The following is a 14,262-nucleotide window of genomic DNA, read 5'->3' on the forward strand; positions in this document are numbered from 1 at the left end:
ATCATAAGAGTGAAGAAACCGATATACGGCTATCGATAAGCACGTGGATAAGTCGATTGCTCCATTCAGTGAGTGTTTTTTCTTTCATCATTTGTTAAGAACATTCTGCTTGCTGATGGAGCAGGCTTAAAACGTCATTATTAGAGAAGAAGAGGTTGTGTCGGAGGCATTTGACATAACCCTTTTTAACATATTAGGAGGTTAAAATCATGAAACAATTTGTGACAGAACAACATCATGAACAAGCATTAGAATCATTGAGCGAATTGATCCGTATCCCTTCCGTACTAGATGAAGCAGATTCAGGGAAAGGACACCCCTTCGGTAAAAAAGTGATTGAAGCTTTAGACAAAGTATTGGAAATCAGTGAAAAGCTAGGATTTAGAACATTTAAAGATCCAGAAGGCTATTACGGTTATTCAGAGATTGGCTCAGGAGATGAATTATTCGGTATCTTGTGTCATATGGATGTTGTTCCGGCAGGCGACGAAAACAATTGGGAAACGAAACCATTCGATCCAACCGTAAAAGATGGCTGGTTAGTTGGTCGTGGCTCCCAAGATGACAAAGGTCCTTCCATTGCGGCAATGTATGCTGTAAAAGCTTTGATGGACGCTGGCGTGGAATTCAAAACACGTATTCGTTTTATCTTTGGTACTGATGAAGAAAATTTGTGGCGTTGTTTAGAAAAATATAACGAAAAAGAAGAAGGCATTACGCAAGGATTTGCGCCAGACGCTGAATTCCCTTTAATTTATGCGGAAAAAGGCTTATTACAAGCTTACTTGACAGGCCCTGGAACGAACGATTTTTCTGTAAAAGCTGGCGGGGCGCTGAATGTTGTTCCTGATGCAGCTCCTTATTCTGGTGAAAAGATTTCTGAAGTAAAAGAAGTATTGAAAAAACACGGATTCGATTTCGAAGAACAAGGCGAAGGAATCGTCGTTCTTGGTAAAAGTATCCACGCGAAAGATGCCGCACAAGGAGTGAATGCTATTTCTCGTCTGGCAATCGCTCTTTCAGAAGTATTCGATTTTGGCCCAATCAATTTCTTAGGAAAATTAGTTCAAGAAAATGCAACTGGTGAAGCAGTCGTGGGCAAGACAGAAGATGAACAATCTGGTGAGCTAACGATGAACTTTGCAAGTTTGGAAATCACACCAGAACAAACAAAAATCGGTGTAGATATGAGAATTCCTGTGACATTCAAAAAAGAGGATTTAGTAGCTAAATTAACGAAAACAGCAGAAAAATATGAGTTGTCTTATGAAGAGTTTGACTTCCTAGATTCATTATACGTGCCATTGGATAGTGAGTTAGTGAAAAACCTATTGGGGACATATCGCGAGATTACTGGAGACATGACTGAACCATTTGTATCAGGTGGCGCTACCTTTGCCCGTACGATGAACCAGTGTGTGGCATTCGGTGCGATGTTCCCTGATACTCCTGACTTCATGCATCAGGCAAATGAACGATGGGAATTAAGCAGTATGTATAAAGCAATGGAAATTTATGCAGAAGCAGTGTATCGTTTGTGCGCTAAATAAAAAATAATCATATAAAAAGGCGGATATTCAAATGGATATTCCGTCTTTTTTATTTGGTGCTGGAAAGTTTGCATTTTTCTCTTATTTTTTTTAAGGTATAATCATACTTGATTGAGAAGAAGGTATAAACTCAGATAGAAAAGGTGGGAGAAATTGAAAATATTTAGACGAATACTAATTGGCTTAGTCATTATTTTAGGATTACTTGGCGGAGGCGGTTATTACTATATACAGCAAAATACGTACGAACCATCGTTAGAAGCACAAAAGGTGGTAAAAGAAGGAAGAAACAAAGAAGATTATTTGTTTTTTGAAGGAGAGAAAAAGAACCAGGCAAAGTCTCCATTACTTATTTTTTATCCTGGTGCTCTCGTAGACCCAGAAAGTTATAGTATTTGGGCGCAAGATTTAGCAAAAAACGGCTACTCAGTTGCTATTGTCAAAATGCCTCTTGATCTAGCAGTGATAGGTGGAAACAAAGCGGATAAGATCAAAGAAGATTTTCCGGATTCCGATTATGTGATCGGTGGTCACTCTTTAGGCGGTGTCATGGCAAGTCGATATGCGAATAAGAATCATTCAGACAGTCATTTAAAAGGGGTATTCTTCATGGCAAGCTATCCCGATAAAAAAGGAACATTGAAAGAATCAGCTGTCCCAGTTTTATCCATTACAGCAACTAAAGATAAAGTATTGAATCAGAAAGCTTATGAAGAAGCCAAGCAGTACTTACCAGAAAGAACAGAGTATGTATCAATCAACGGCGGGAACCACGGAGGCTTTGGTAGCTATGGTGAGCAAAAAGGAGATGGAGAAGCAGAAATTTCTAACGCAGATCAGCAAACTGTGATTGTCAATACATTGGAAAACTGGCTGAAAAAGTTGAAATAACCGAAATGGGTCCTATAGGGTCTATGAAAAAACAAGTCAAATAAATAGATAATAAATATAACTTTCAAAATAAGTCGGGATTTCACGGAATGGGAGAAACAGATCCCGGCTTATTTTCAAGTTTAGAAAATCTAGTGTTCATTTTTAAAGCTTAGTTTGACTTAAATTTTGTTTTCTAATAAAATCGCCCGAACTGGACATTTTTGATACGCTTTTCTTACATACGCTTCTTCTTCCGGCATGACGAACTGTTGATGAGCCTCTGGTTCTTGGGCAAATAAAACGATTCCTTCTTCATCATAATCGAAAATATCCGGCGCTTCGATTTGGCAAAGACCGCATGCAATACAGCGTTCAGGTACAAGTTTACATAGTAGTGACATTTCTAACCATCCTAACTTAAGGAGAATAATATGATTGTTTTTATTTTATCGCTATTTTCATCAAGAAACAAGCTGCGAGTCAGCTCTCTTTACCAGCTCCTTGTGGGAAAACGAACGACTTCAGTACTTATTTTCGGATTTACTCACGAACTTTTATTTGCTCATAACAGTTTTCCAGAATTGAAACAGGACAAGTTTTCTCAGATTATGCAAAAACTTGCACAGCAAGGCTGGATCGAAATAAATGAAAATGAAGCAAAACTAACGTCTGCAGGAGCAGATAGGTTGTCTGAACTTCACACAGAATATACTGGTTTGCGTTTTGACCGATATGGACGAACTGGGGAAACTAGTTGGCGGCTCATCAAATTTGCTGTTCAAGTGATTTCTAATCTGGCATCTGGGAACCAAAATTATCTTCCAGCAGAGACAAGTCCTTTTTATACTTTTCAACTGAAAAAATGGCTTAGTGGAAGCAGATTGTCACGTGGAATTTTGATTGATAGCGCGTATGAAAGTTTAGCGCAGCTGTTTTCGGAGATACCAGAAGGAGCAGCCGATTTTTTAGCTAACCAATTCTCTGGAAATGATCGAACAGGCCTTCTGCCATATCAGCTAGCAAAAACCAATGATGAGTCAGCTGTTTATTTACAACAAAGCAGATGTATCCATCTTTTGCTCGCACAAATAGAAGAACGGCCAGATTCGCTATGGTATGTGTTGATTGATCCGTTATTACAGCAAAATTTCAATCAAAGCATGATGATCACCAAGCAGATGTTTATGAATGGTCAGACAATTGACCAGATTATGGCAATCCGTCATTTAAAAAAAGGGACGGTAACAGATCATCTTATTGAGTGGGCCTTGTTTTTTGATGATTTTCCATACGAGCGGATTCTCTCTCAAGAAACGGTCGAACGGTTGGAACCAAATAAGGATTCCGTGCGCGAGTGGCGCTTCAGCGAATGGAATGTAGATGGACAATTAGATTATGGAGAATTTCGTTTGTATCAAATCTATCTATTGAGAAAGGAAGCGATACAGAATGTTAATAAATGAATTAAAAAAATATTTTGGATTCGATTCATTTCGACCCGGCCAAGAAGAAATTATTCAGGCGTTGCTTGATGGAGAAGATACTCTCGCTATTTTGCCTACAGGAACGGGGAAAAGCCTATGCTATCAATTAACAGGGTATTTAATGGATGGGATGGTCCTCATCGTGTCACCGCTACTTTCTCTCATGGAAGATCAAGTAACACAACTGCAAAAACGAGGGGAAAAACGAGTAGCTGCTTTCAATAGCTTGCTTTCGCGAGCTGAAAGAGGATATGTTCTCCGTCATCTGTCGCAATATAAATTTTTATTTTTGAGTCCGGAAATGTTGACTAACCCTTCTCTATTAGAGCAGCTGAAAAAACAGGATATAGCGCTATATGTAGTGGATGAGGCCCATTGTGTATCACAATGGGGGGTTGATTTTCGGCCAGAATATCAACAGTTAGGAAAAATCCGCGAGCATTTGGGAAACCCAGTCACATTGGCTCTAACGGCGACAGCGACAGATTTGGTAGCGAAAGATATACGTCAGGTGCTATTTGATCGACAGCCAAAAGAGGTTAGACAATCAGTCAATCGACAAAACATCTCGCTTTTTGTTCGAAAGACGCAGCAAAAAGAACAAGAACTTGAACAATTCATGGAAAGAGCACAAGGTGCGGCAATTATTTATTGTGCAACAAAAAAAGAAGTCGAACGCTTGTATCATTTATTCAGGGAGCGCTTTTCAGTTGGATATTATCACGGTGGCCTTGACACAGCTCAAAGAAGACAGCTTCAGCAACAGTTTGTAAAAAATCAGCTGCAGTTTCTCATTGCTACGAACGCATTTGGTATGGGGATCGATAAATCTGATATTCGTTATGTGATCCATTACGATTTGCCAGACAGTCTGGAAAACTATGTACAAGAAATTGGTCGAGCAGGCAGAGATCAAGAAGAAAGTGCAGCAATCCTTTTATATCAAAGTGGAGATGAACGTATTCATTATTTCTTTAATCAACTTTCTAGAGAACAGCGACAAAGTTTTGAGCTTTATTTGGAATATGCAGCAGAGCAAGCGCCATTTGATGAGCTGCAAAAAAAATGGATGGAGTTGATCCAACAGTCTGAAAAACCAGAAAATTGGGTGGAACGGCTCAAACGCCAGGAAAAAGAAAAAGAATTCCGCCTACAGCAGATGCTTCGTTATATCCATGAAGAAGACTGCCGCAGAAAATTCATCTTGGCCTATTTTGGTGAAGAACTTTCCGAAAAGCCGCAGAATTGTTGTGATATTGATGGCGCAAAAGTAGAACTTCTACCAAAGAAAAAGGCTTTTTCTAAGACTGAACCGCTTCATTGGGAATCGATTTTACTAAATTTATTTAAAAAAAACATGGAACATTGATTTTTTAGGACAAGACACTTTTTCCTATGGTATAATACACACGATAGAGTTTAGGAGGTAAAACAGTGAGCAGAAAAGATAGACATCAATCTACAGAAAATAACGAAACACAAGAACCATGGGAACAACCAATCTATGATACAGATGATGAGGTTTCATCAAGAAGTTCTCAGAGACAACAAAAGAAAGGAAATACATTATTTCTTTCGCTATTTTTGATTTTACTAGTCTTATGTATCGCTATTCCAGCAGGTGCTTATTTCTGGATCAGAAACGGATCAAGCAACAATGCAACAGCAGCATCTTCTTCTGAAACTTCGACATCAGTAGTAGAAAGTTCCACAAGTACAACAAAAGAGGAGTCAACTGAGACTTCAACAGTAGAATCTAGTACAATGGCGGAAGAATCTACTGTTTCTCAAGATACAGGGGTAACGTCAGAAAGCAGTATTGCAGCAGAGACAACACCTTCTTCCTCAAGTGACACAACTTATCAAGCAGGGGATTCAAGCAGCAATGCAGCAGAAACAACACCTTCTTCCTCAGCTGTAGCCGGTACGACAACGACTGTTCAAGCAGGCGAAGGTCCAAAACAAGTGGCTGAGCGTGCAGGAATCACCATTGACCAATTGTTTGAATTGAATGGCTTAGATCCAAACAACTTTATGCTTTACCCTGGTCAAGAACTAAGAATTAAATAATAATAGCCGCGCTTTGCGGCTTTTTTTTTGAGAAAAAGGAGTTATATCATGACACAAATCAGTATTGCAATCGACGGACCTGCTTCATCTGGAAAAAGCACCGTTGCCAAAATCTTAGCAAAAGAATTAAATTATATTTATACGGATACCGGTGCCATGTATCGCGCAGTAACTTATCTAGCTATTACGAATAATGTATCTTTTTCAGATGAGGAAGGACTAGTTTCACTGATCAAAAAGTATCCTATCTCTTTTTCACAACAAGAAGATGGGCAGCATGTATTCACAGCATCAAAAGACGTCACACTAGAAATCCGTCAGCCAGATGTCACAAAAGCTGTTTCAGAAGTCTCTGCTCATAGGAAAGTAAGAGAAGAACTAGTTGCTATCCAACGGAAAATAGGCGAACGCGGTGGCGTTGTGATGGACGGAAGAGACATTGGGACAGCTGTATTGCCGAATGCAGAAGTAAAAATCTTTTTAGTAGCAAGCGTAAGTGAGCGTGCAGAAAGACGATTCAAAGAGAACCAAGAAAAGGGGATCCCAACTGATCTTGAAACATTAACAAAAGAGATACAGGCAAGAGACCATTATGATTCAACAAGGGAAGTTTCTCCGCTGCAGCAAGCAGAGGACGCTGTTCGTATTGATACTACCGGCAAATCCATTCCAGAAGTCGTTGCAGCGATAAAAGCCGTCGTTTTGGAAAAGGGATATCTTCTTTTTTAAATGAAGAAAAAAACTGAAAAACAATTGTTTTTTCAAGGAAAACGAACGAAATCGCTTTATTTTTTTTGAATAATCAATTAAACTAAAAACAGTACCGTACTTACGGCAGAATGTTGGTTAGGAGGACAAGTGTTATGACAGAATTTGATCAAAATCAAGAGAACAACCAGTCAATGGAAGACGCAATGAAAAGCGTCCAAGAAGTAAAAGTTGGCGATGTTGTTAAGGGCGAAGTTTTGGTTATCGAAGACAAACAAGTAATTATCGGAATCGAAGGGGCCGGAGTTGAAGGCGTCGTTCCAGCAAAAGAATTATCAACTTTACCAGTAGAAGATATCAACGAAGTAGTGAAAGTCGGCGATGTATTAGACTTAGTTGTTATCAGTACGATCGGCAAAGATAAAGAAAACGGCAGCTATCTTCTTTCAAAACGCCGTTTAGATGCTAAAAAAGTTTGGGAAGACATCGAAAGAGATTTCCAAGACGGCAAGGTAATTGAAGCACCTGTTACAAATGTTGTCAAAGGCGGTTTAGTCGTTGACGTCGGTGTGCGTGGTTTTGTCCCTGCATCAATGGTGGAAGATCATTTTGTTGCGGACTTTTCAGATTATAAAGGCAAAACATTGAGTTTTAAAATCATTGAAATCGAACCATCAGAAAATCGTTTGATCTTATCGCACAAAGCGGTAGTTGAAAATGAAAGAGAAGAAAAGAAAAAAGAAATCCTTTCAACGATTCATGAGGGCGATGTTCTTAGCGGACGTGTCGCACGTCTTACTGATTTCGGGGCATTTGTCGACCTAGGCGGAATTGACGGCCTAGTCCATGTCTCAGAGATTTCTCATAGTCATGTAGCAAAACCAAGTGATGTGTTAGCTGTTAATGATGAAGTAAACGTTAAAGTGTTGTCTATCAACCCTGAACAAGAACGTGTTTCCTTGTCAATCAAAGATACACAGCCTGGACCTTGGTCAGAAATCGATACAAAAGCCCCAGTTGGAGCAGTATTGGACGGAACTGTTAAACGTCTGACAAGTTTCGGTGCCTTTGTTGAAGTATTCCCTGGAGTAGAAGGGCTAGTCCACATCTCACAAATCTCACATAAACATATCGCCACACCTCACGAAGTACTTCATGAAGGCGACGAAGTGAAAGTGAAAGTATTGGAGATCCATCCAGAAGAACATCGTATTGCATTGAGTATCAAAGCTTTAGAAGAAAAACCAGCTTCAGAAGAAGAACCAAAAAATGTGGAGTCTTATGAATTACCAGAAGAAAATACTGGATTCACTATGGGAGACATTTTAGGGGATGCGTTGAAAGAAGAAGTAGAAGAAAAAGCAACCGATGATTCTGAAAAATAATTGATTTTGTATCTGTGACTGAGATGAAAGCAGCTGCTTTTGTCTCAGTTTTTCTTTTGAAAAGCGGTTAGTATTTCATTAAGGAATAAAAATACTTCGTTTAATTGACAATCTATGCTTGAAAGTTGGCATTGCATTCGTTAAACTAAGTGAGATTGGAAACTTGTGAGGAGGAAATAATATGGCAAATCCAACAATTGCAATCGTTGGCCGCCCGAACGTCGGTAAGTCTACGATTTTTAACCGCATCGCTGGTGAGCGTATCTCGATTGTCGAAGATACTCCTGGAGTAACTCGTGATCGTATTTATGCAAAAGGCGAATGGTTAGGTCGAGAATTTAGCGTGATCGACACAGGCGGAATTGATCTTGGCGATGAACCTTTTATGGATCAGATCAAACATCAAGCAGAAATCGCGATTGAAGAAGCAGATGTGATCATCTGTGTCGTCAGCGGACGCGAAGGCGTGACAGACGCAGATGAGATGGTTGCGAAAATTTTATACAGAAGTAATAAACCAGTGATTTTAGCAGTCAATAAAGTAGATAATCCGGAAATGAGAAATGATATCTATGAATTTTATTCTTTAGGACTAGGCGATCCTTATCCTGTTTCAGGAAGCCACGGACTAGGAATTGGCGATATTTTAGATGAAGCAGTGAAGTATTTCTCTGAAGAGACTGAAGAAGAGGATGACGACACGATCAAGTTTAGTTTGATTGGTCGCCCAAATGTTGGTAAATCTTCTTTGATCAACGCGATTTTAGGAGAAGAACGGGTGATTGTTTCGGATATTGAAGGAACGACAAGGGATGCAATCGATACTCACTTTGTTTCTGAAAGTGGACAGAAATTCTTGATGATCGATACAGCCGGCATGCGTAAACGCGGAAAAGTATATGAAAATACTGAGAAATACAGCGTGATGCGTGCGATGCGTGCGATCGACCGTTCTGACATCGTTTTGATGGTACTGAACGCGGAAGAAGGGATTCGAGAACAAGACAAGCGAGTAGCGGGTTACGCTCATGAAGCTGGTCGTGGTGTCATTATCGTTGTGAATAAATGGGATCTTGTGAAGAAAGAAACCAATACGATGCGTGATTTCGAACAAGAGATCCGTGATGAATTCCGATATTTAGATTACGCACCGATCGTCTTTGTTTCTGCAGTGACTAAACAACGGTTGGAACGTCTTCCTGAAATGATCGAACAAGTAAGTATGAACCAGAATCTTCGTATCTCTTCTGCTGTTTTGAATGATATCATTATGGATGCTGTAGCCATCAATCCAACACCGACAGATAAAGGAAAACGGCTGAAGATCTTTTATGCTACACAAGTCGCTGTCAAACCGCCTACATTTGTTGTTTTTGTCAATGAAGAGGAATTGATGCACTTTTCTTATGAGCGTTTCTTAGAAAATCAAATCAGAAAAGCATTTACTTTTGAAGGGACATCCATTCGAATCATCCCTCGTAGAAGAAAATAGGCATTTTACCATATCAACGTTTTTTTTTCAAAAGAAAAAGATAGTTTTGTTTGTTACGTTTCTATGACTAAAAAAAGCATATGAAAATTGGTAAAAACCTTGCTATTAAGCGGTTCATATGATATCGTGATAACAGAATATTGAAGTTAATCAATATTTCTTTTTAAACTTCTGGACCACTCAGAAAGTTTTAACTAAATGATATTTCTATCATATCTCTTGTGGAGGAGGTGAATCTATCCATGGCAAACAAAGCAGAATTAATCGAAAAAGTTGCTTCAGCTACTGATTTAACTAAAAAAGATGCAACTGCAGCAGTAGATGCTGTATTTTCAACTATTCAAGATGCTTTAGCTAACGGCGAAAAAGTTCAATTAATCGGTTTTGGTAACTTTGAAGTTCGCGAACGCGCAGCTCGCAAAGGTCGCAACCCACAAACTGGTGAAGAAATCGAAATTCCAGCTAGCAAAGTACCTGCATTCAAACCAGGTAAAGCATTAAAAGACGCTGTTAAATAAGACAGTAAAAAAGCGCTTGTGGCTCTAAGGCTACAAGTGCTTTTCTTTTTATTTCCTAGCAGAAAAAGTCAATTAAGAGACAAAAATTTCGAATCCGTATGTCATACATAAAAAACACATGTATTTTATTTAATTTTTATTTATTTCCAAGTTAAGAGGTGGACTTTGCCCTTATCTTTTCTAGATTTTGCTTACTAATGGTAAAATAAAAATAAGAAGAGGAGGGATGCGCATGGAACTTGATTATCAAGTAGAAGAAGCATTGACAAAAGTGTTCTACGGAGAAACGCTTGTCAGTCAACTAAGAGCACTTTCGATCGATCAACCCATCTTGTTTTTAACAAATCAGCGTTATTATGATTTGTTTGCAGATAAGATCAACCCATTATTTGCAAATCAGGCAAATAATGACTGGTACATTTGTGCCAATACTCAATGCAATCATTTAACAGAATTGAAGAACTTGCTTGATTTCACCAAACGCTATCCCGAAAATCAATCCATGTTTGTTATCGGATTTGGAAATGAAGGGATCATGGATCTGGCAGGTTTTTTTCAAAAACATACAATCCTTGATTCATCACTTTGGCTGATTCCTGTCTCGATCCGTTCGCTGAGCCGAGCATTAACTCCACAGCAAACGATTTTGCAGCTACCGAATCGTGTCGTGCTACAAACCATCAACATGCCAGAACGCATCGTTTATGATCAAACGATCAGCGAGCGGCAAGTGGACGGAAAACAGATTGACTTTTTGACTTTTATCTGTTGCGGAATGATTTGTGATCACCGTTTTTTACAAAATTTGTATAAAAACTATCCAAATAAAAAGCAATTAACGACCCGGCCATTTGCCGGGATGATCGAAGAAATGATTTATTTTTATCAATTAGAGGCAGAAAATCTGTCGAATTATGGTAAACTATTTGAACAAGCTTTTTATCTGACTGAAAATGGACACTTGCTTTCTGCTAGTATGAAAAAATTCTTAGGGATGATGTTTCATTTCGTGTGGAATCTCCAAGCCTATCCGTTTGATTTCCAACTAAAAAATTTTTTTGTATGGCTAGACTTGCTTGGCTATCCTATCCAATGGTTGGAACAGATTTCAAAGATGGAGTATTTGGAAAAAGTCCTTTTCTTGGCAGAAAAAAGCAAAAAAATACTTGTTTTAGAAAAAATAGGTATAATAGACGGATACCAACGACCAAACGAAAAAGAATTGTTGAGAACAATGACGGTATTTCAACAAATCGTCAGCGAGATAAGAGGGAATTGAAATGAATACAAATAGCGAAAAAATGTTGCAAGCTTTATCAGATGAAGATCTGGCACAAGCACAACTCTTTTTAGAAAAAGCATTAAAGGAAGATCCAGCAGATATATTAGCTGAACTAGGGGAAGAATTGCTAGCTATTGGCTTTTTGATTGAGGCAAAACAGATTTTTGAACAATTGATCAACCAATATCCAGAAAATGACGGACTAAACATCCCGCTAGCAGAAATTGCAATCGAAGACAATGAGATTGACCTAGCTTTTGAATACTTGGAAAAAGTGGATAAGGAAAGTGATTACTATCCGCAAAGCTTATTGGCGATAGCTGATTTGTACCAAGTCATCGGGATTCCTGAAGTAAGTGAAGCAAAATTGAAAGAAGCGGCAGGGTTGCTACCGGATGAACCATTGATCCAGTTTGCACTAGCTGAATTGTATTTTTCAGTCGATCGTTTCAAAGAGGCAGCAGTAATTTATGAAACATTGTTGGCAAGTGGAATAAACGAGATGTCAGGAATCTCGATGCAAGAACGTTTAGGGCAATCCTTAAGCATGCAAGGTGAATTTGAAGCAGCTATCGCACCTTTAGAAGAAGCATTGAAAGAAGAAAAGACAGATGATCGACTGTTTCAGCTAGCTTTTACGAATCTCCAATTAAAAGAAAATCAGCAAGCAATTAACTATCTGGAAGAGCTTCGAGAAGTTAATCCACATTATCAATCATTATATCTATATCTAGGACAAGCTCTTCAAGAAGAAGAAATGGTTGAAGAAGCGCAAACAGTGTTAGAAGAAGGAATCAAAGAAAATCCTTACCAAGTTGAACTTTATCATCTAGCCTCTGAAAATGCTTTTCGTCTGCACGACAAACAGCGAGCAGAGGAACTCTTGCTGAAAGCTTTAGAAGTAGGAGATAAACAAGATGAAACATTACTTACTTTAAGCAATCTTTACTTGGATGATGAAAGATATGAAGATGTGATACAAGTGATCAATCAGATGGAAGAAACTGCTAATCCGTATGCGGAATGGAATCTAGCGCATGCTTATAATGAATTAGAAGACTTCACCGTTGCAGCTGTACACTATGAACAAGCTTATCATGAACTATCTCATGAACCAGATTTCTTGAAAGAATATGCCTTTTTCTTAAGAGAAGAAGGACAGCTAAAAAGAGCGCAAGAATTATTGACTCATTATTTAAAACTTGAACCAGGAGATATGGAGGCACTGTCATTATTAGATGATCTAACAGAGAGGTGAGAAAAATGCTAATTGATGTACGGGAAAAGAAGAATTTTTTAACGTGGATGGTCAATCATGTATCTTTTAGCCGAAGAGAAGTTTTTTGGATCTTGAATTATCTTGCCAATCATGAAGCGATTTTAAGTAATGTCCACTTTGTAGAAGGGGCAAATTTTGCGGATCGAGGTCTGCAAATCAGTGATCTATCTGTTGAAGGGGAACCAATGAAATTGTTTTTGCAGGGAAAAGAATTTACGGATACAGATCAGATTTTTCATGAGATCCGATTGAATTGGAAGAAACCCTTATATGTGGAATGTCTATTTGAGAATGCTTGGCAGACAAGAGAATATCTATCGATCTTAGAAGATAATCCATTTTCTTCTTGGGATGCTTCTGTTAGTGAAGAAGATACTGAATTGATCGAGCGATATTTTCAAGAAAAAGAAGAAGCAGCAAAACTAAATATGCTTTATGCTCAAATCGATCAAGCGCTAGAAGATGGAGATAGGGATGCTTTTTTGAAATTATCTGATGAAGTTAACCGAAAGATCCTTTTGCAGACACAAAAGAAAAGTAACCGGGTAAGTGAACATAACAATTAGTTAAAAACAGTATAGTACTAAAAAAGACAAAGGTCAGCTGGATGTGGAATCTTTCCTCATAGCCAATCTTTGTCTTTTTTCTTATAGTTTTTTCAGTAATCTTGTCTGTGGCTTCAAATAAGTAAAGCCTTGCCCTTCCACTTCATGCACATTGATGATTGAAAGGAAAGCTTTTTCGTCAATCTCGTGGACGATCCTCTTAGCTTCAGTTAATTCACTAGAGCTAACGACCATATAGATGATTTTTTTTGAATTACCAGAGAATGCGCCTTCTCCAGAAAGGAAAGTCACACCTCTTTGCAGACCGGTCATCAGTAGCGGTGCAATCTCTTCACTTTTGTTGGAGACGACAAGTAGACCTTTTGCAGAATATCCGCCATCTAAGATCGAATCAATCACACGACTGAAAACATACGAAACGATCAACGTATACATCATGCGTTTCAAGTCGATATAGGTTAAGGAAGCAAGCAAGACGATGATATCGAATGCCAATAGGGAACGTCCCATGGAGATGCCGTAATTTTGTTCTAAAATCCGAGCGATAATATCGCTTCCGCCTGTTGTTCCACCCATCCGATAGACGATCCCGCTTCCTACCCCTGCAACCAAACCCGCAAGTAGAGAAACGATCAGTAGATCATGCTGTAAATTAATTTCTAGCGGAACCCGTTGCCAAATCCATAAAAAGAATGACAAAGAGAGTGTACCTAGAACAGTATAGGCTAAAGAACGTTTTCCGAGGATCTTTCCCCCTAGTAAAATCAACGGGATATTAATTAATAAAGTCGTATAAGCTGGATCAATTCCGAATAAAGCTCTCAAGATCAAGGTGATCCCTGAGACGCCCCCTTCTGCTAAGTGATTAGCGATGTTCAAATAAACAAGTCCAAATGCGTAAATACTCGTTCCTATAATAATAAAAAGTACTTCTTTTACTGTTTTCCGTGTAGCCATATGAATCCCAGCTTTCAATTATGTATTTTCAAAGAATCTCCATTTAGAAATTCCTTCCTAAATGTAGCACGGAAATTCGTTTTTCTCAATTGCTCTTA

Annotated in this window: 14 protein-coding genes; 12 read left to right on the forward strand and 2 right to left on the reverse strand. The window is 38.6% G+C overall.

Going from position 1 to position 14,262, the window contains the following annotated elements; genetic code table 11:
- Positions 1-209 precede the first annotated feature (209 nt).
- A complete protein-coding gene (locus OZZ83_RS08460; protein WP_325066045.1) occupies positions 210-1,550 on the forward strand; it encodes a M20 family metallopeptidase in 1,341 nt (446 codons plus the stop codon).
- A 153-nt stretch (positions 1,551-1,703) separates the two neighbouring features.
- Positions 1,704-2,441: an alpha/beta hydrolase gene (locus OZZ83_RS08465; RefSeq protein WP_002345049.1), complete on the forward strand. Its 738-nt coding sequence runs from the start codon at positions 1,704-1,706 to the stop codon at positions 2,439-2,441.
- 161 nt (positions 2,442-2,602) lie between these two features.
- Here OZZ83_RS08465 and OZZ83_RS08470 read toward each other — a convergent pair whose 3' ends face one another.
- The gene (locus tag OZZ83_RS08470) at positions 2,603-2,824 is read right to left on the reverse strand and encodes a ferredoxin (RefSeq protein WP_002309599.1); all 222 of its coding nucleotides are present in this window, start codon (positions 2,822-2,824) and stop codon (positions 2,603-2,605) included.
- Between the two features lie 30 nt (positions 2,825-2,854).
- Between OZZ83_RS08470 and OZZ83_RS08475 the strand changes: the two genes are divergently transcribed.
- The 10 genes from OZZ83_RS08475 to OZZ83_RS08520 all read left to right on the forward strand — a co-directional run bounded on the left by OZZ83_RS08475 (position 2,855) and on the right by OZZ83_RS08520 (position 13,207).
- Positions 2,855-3,886, forward strand: a complete 1,032-nt coding sequence (locus tag OZZ83_RS08475; protein WP_002309598.1) for a helix-turn-helix domain-containing protein — start codon at positions 2,855-2,857, stop codon at positions 3,884-3,886.
- Positions 3,873-5,276 carry a RecQ family ATP-dependent DNA helicase gene (locus OZZ83_RS08480; protein ID WP_002309597.1) on the forward strand — a complete coding sequence of 468 codons (1,404 nt, stop codon included), beginning with the start codon at positions 3,873-3,875 and terminating at the stop codon, positions 5,274-5,276. Before OZZ83_RS08475 ends, OZZ83_RS08480 begins: the two co-directional genes overlap by 14 nt.
- Before the next feature lie 65 nt (positions 5,277-5,341).
- Positions 5,342-5,977 (forward strand): SAG1386/EF1546 family surface-associated protein, encoded by a 636-nt coding sequence (locus tag OZZ83_RS08485; RefSeq protein WP_002309596.1) that lies wholly within the window; start codon positions 5,342-5,344, stop codon positions 5,975-5,977.
- Between the two features lie 48 nt (positions 5,978-6,025).
- Positions 6,026-6,706: a (d)CMP kinase gene (gene cmk / locus OZZ83_RS08490; RefSeq protein ID WP_278023703.1), complete on the forward strand. Its 681-nt coding sequence runs from the start codon at positions 6,026-6,028 to the stop codon at positions 6,704-6,706.
- A gap of 134 nt (positions 6,707-6,840) precedes the next feature.
- The gene (rpsA, locus tag OZZ83_RS08495) at positions 6,841-8,070 is read left to right on the forward strand and encodes a 30S ribosomal protein S1 (protein ID WP_002320679.1); all 1,230 of its coding nucleotides are present in this window, start codon (positions 6,841-6,843) and stop codon (positions 8,068-8,070) included.
- Between the two features lie 181 nt (positions 8,071-8,251).
- Positions 8,252-9,562, forward strand: coding sequence for a ribosome biogenesis GTPase Der (der, locus tag OZZ83_RS08500; RefSeq protein WP_002290177.1), 1,311 nt, complete (start codon positions 8,252-8,254; stop codon positions 9,560-9,562).
- Positions 9,563-9,804: 242 nt separating this feature from the next.
- Positions 9,805-10,080 carry an HU family DNA-binding protein gene (locus OZZ83_RS08505; RefSeq protein ID WP_002290178.1) on the forward strand — a complete coding sequence of 92 codons (276 nt, stop codon included), beginning with the start codon at positions 9,805-9,807 and terminating at the stop codon, positions 10,078-10,080.
- Between the two features lie 232 nt (positions 10,081-10,312).
- Positions 10,313-11,359, forward strand: a complete 1,047-nt coding sequence (locus tag OZZ83_RS08510) for a hypothetical protein (RefSeq protein WP_104867277.1) — start codon at positions 10,313-10,315, stop codon at positions 11,357-11,359.
- Position 11,360: 1 nt separating this feature from the next.
- Positions 11,361-12,620 (forward strand): tetratricopeptide repeat protein, encoded by a 1,260-nt coding sequence (locus OZZ83_RS08515; RefSeq protein WP_002290180.1) that lies wholly within the window; start codon positions 11,361-11,363, stop codon positions 12,618-12,620.
- A gap of 5 nt (positions 12,621-12,625) precedes the next feature.
- Positions 12,626-13,207, forward strand: a complete 582-nt coding sequence (locus tag OZZ83_RS08520) for a ReoY family proteolytic degradation factor (protein WP_002309587.1) — start codon at positions 12,626-12,628, stop codon at positions 13,205-13,207.
- 81 nt (positions 13,208-13,288) lie between these two features.
- Here the strand turns inward: OZZ83_RS08520 and OZZ83_RS08525 are convergent, their stop codons facing one another.
- A complete protein-coding gene (locus OZZ83_RS08525; protein WP_002309586.1) occupies positions 13,289-14,164 on the reverse strand; it encodes a YitT family protein in 876 nt (291 codons plus the stop codon).
- Between the last annotated feature and the right edge of the window lie 98 nt (positions 14,165-14,262).

This window comes from Enterococcus sp. E5-162 (assembly GCF_035725965.1).
In the GTDB taxonomy this organism is placed as follows: Bacteria; Bacillota; Bacilli; order Lactobacillales; family Enterococcaceae; genus Enterococcus_B; species Enterococcus_B lactis.

What these genes read in the sequence shown, in the direction of transcription:
- cmk (WP_278023703.1), top strand. Translation starts at nt 6,026, where the DNA reads ATGACACAAATCAGTATTGCAATCGACGGACCTGCTTCATCTGGAAAA.
- OZZ83_RS08515 (WP_002290180.1), top strand. Translation starts at nt 11,361, where the DNA reads ATGAATACAAATAGCGAAAAAATGTTGCAAGCTTTATCAGATGAAGAT.
- rpsA (WP_002320679.1), top strand. Translation starts at nt 6,841, where the DNA reads ATGACAGAATTTGATCAAAATCAAGAGAACAACCAGTCAATGGAAGAC.
- OZZ83_RS08470 (WP_002309599.1), bottom strand. Translation starts at nt 2,824, where the DNA reads ATGTCACTACTATGTAAACTTGTACCTGAACGCTGTATTGCATGCGGT.
- OZZ83_RS08460 (WP_325066045.1), top strand. Translation starts at nt 210, where the DNA reads ATGAAACAATTTGTGACAGAACAACATCATGAACAAGCATTAGAATCA.
- OZZ83_RS08480 (WP_002309597.1), top strand. Translation starts at nt 3,873, where the DNA reads ATGTTAATAAATGAATTAAAAAAATATTTTGGATTCGATTCATTTCGA.
- OZZ83_RS08510 (WP_104867277.1), top strand. Translation starts at nt 10,313, where the DNA reads ATGGAACTTGATTATCAAGTAGAAGAAGCATTGACAAAAGTGTTCTAC.
- der (WP_002290177.1), top strand. Translation starts at nt 8,252, where the DNA reads ATGGCAAATCCAACAATTGCAATCGTTGGCCGCCCGAACGTCGGTAAG.
- OZZ83_RS08505 (WP_002290178.1), top strand. Translation starts at nt 9,805, where the DNA reads ATGGCAAACAAAGCAGAATTAATCGAAAAAGTTGCTTCAGCTACTGAT.
- OZZ83_RS08520 (WP_002309587.1), top strand. Translation starts at nt 12,626, where the DNA reads ATGCTAATTGATGTACGGGAAAAGAAGAATTTTTTAACGTGGATGGTC.
- OZZ83_RS08525 (WP_002309586.1), bottom strand. Translation starts at nt 14,164, where the DNA reads ATGGCTACACGGAAAACAGTAAAAGAAGTACTTTTTATTATTATAGGA.
- OZZ83_RS08475 (WP_002309598.1), top strand. Translation starts at nt 2,855, where the DNA reads ATGATTGTTTTTATTTTATCGCTATTTTCATCAAGAAACAAGCTGCGA.